The following is a 1,372-nucleotide window of genomic DNA, read 5'->3' as shown; positions in this document are numbered from 1 at the left end:
TGATATTGTCAATATTGGTTGACACATTTATCTCAAAGATATCACTGCCTATGCAGCCAGTCCCAGAGATTCGTAGTATCTCTGGCGCTTGATCATCGGAGGAAGCCCACCGTTAGCAGAGCAGATCCTCCTGTTATTCCAGTAACTGATGAAATATCTCCAAATGAGAACCTTCAGTTCCTCTGTGGTCATAGTCTCCGTATTGTAGCGGTCATAGAGAAGCTCGCTTTTCATTCTGGCCCACATGCTTTCGCATCGGGCATTATCGTGGCACCTGCCACCAGCACTGTTCATGCTTTGAATAATACCGTATTTAGCAAGAACCTTACGATAGGTTTCACTGGTATATTGTGTTCCTCTGTCAGAGTGTACAATAGCCCCTCTCAGATCAGGATATGCCAGATAGGCATTATCCAGGGTATGCTCGCACAAAGTTGCTTTCATGTTGGTTTCCATTGCCAGACCAAGGACACTGGAATCAAAGCAGTCAAAGATAGCTGAAACATATAATTTTCCATCTTTAGCCTTGATTTCGGTGATGTCAGTTACACATTTTTCAAGTGGCTTATCGGATTTGAAATCTCGCTTCAGAAGATCCTCTGACTTACGAGCTTCCCGATCCGCCTTGGTAATACCATTCGGCTTACGTTTTGGTCGATGACTAAGGCCTATTTCATCCATGACTCTGTAGACGGTTCGCTCACTAGGAATCTTGAGTCCTTCCGGTTTCTTAAGGAGAAGTGCCTGATACATGCGAATACGCCCATAGGTATCATTGTATTCATCCTCCGTATGGATTGCTCTTATAGCATCAGCGAGATCCTGATATTTCCAGGGCCGGTCTTTATGAGCAAGATATTTGTAGAACCCCTGGCGGCTGACACCAAGCATCCGGCAATAGAATGAGAGTTTTCCCTTAATTGCGCCGTCTTCCGTTTTTATGGCAATAAACATCATTCTTTGGTTCTTGCTGACTTCCGACGGCTGGCTGCGAAAAAAGCACTTGCTTCCTCGAGAAATTCATTTTCCTCTTTCAGACGCCGGATTTCTTTATCCTGATCCTTAACGCGTTTGCGGAGCATAGCAAGTTCCTCAGCGAGGCTCATTGCACTATCTGGAGTATGTGCACCGTCGCCAATATCCAATGTGCCGGCTCTAACTGCTTTCAGCCATGTATGGATGGTTCCTTCTGGAATACCTAATTCTTTGGCTGCCTTAGCACCGCCGATTTCTCTGGCAAGTTTGACAGCCTGGACCTTATATTCGTGGTCGTATTTACGTTGGGTACGTGACATTGAGAGTTCCTCCTTATTCTCTTTATTATACATGAATTCTTTGAGAATAAGGTGTCAACTTTATTTATACAACATCA

Annotated in this window: 2 protein-coding genes; both read right to left on the bottom strand. The window is 44.5% G+C overall.

The window, feature by feature from the left end:
- Positions 1-48 precede the first annotated feature (48 nt).
- Positions 49-957, bottom strand: coding sequence for an IS3 family transposase (locus tag ACTQ50_RS19605; RefSeq protein ID WP_441485556.1), 909 nt, complete (start codon positions 955-957; stop codon positions 49-51).
- Positions 954-1,295: a transposase gene (locus ACTQ50_RS19600; RefSeq protein WP_278826224.1), complete on the bottom strand. Its 342-nt coding sequence runs from the start codon at positions 1,293-1,295 to the stop codon at positions 954-956. Before ACTQ50_RS19600 ends, ACTQ50_RS19605 begins: the two co-directional genes overlap by 4 nt.
- Positions 1,296-1,372 lie beyond the last annotated feature (77 nt).

The sequence above is a fragment of the Blautia sp. Sow4_E7 genome, from assembly GCF_052116245.1.
GTDB lineage: Bacteria > Bacillota > Clostridia > Lachnospirales > Lachnospiraceae > Blautia_A.
This window is presented reverse-complemented; position numbering and strand designations above follow the sequence as displayed.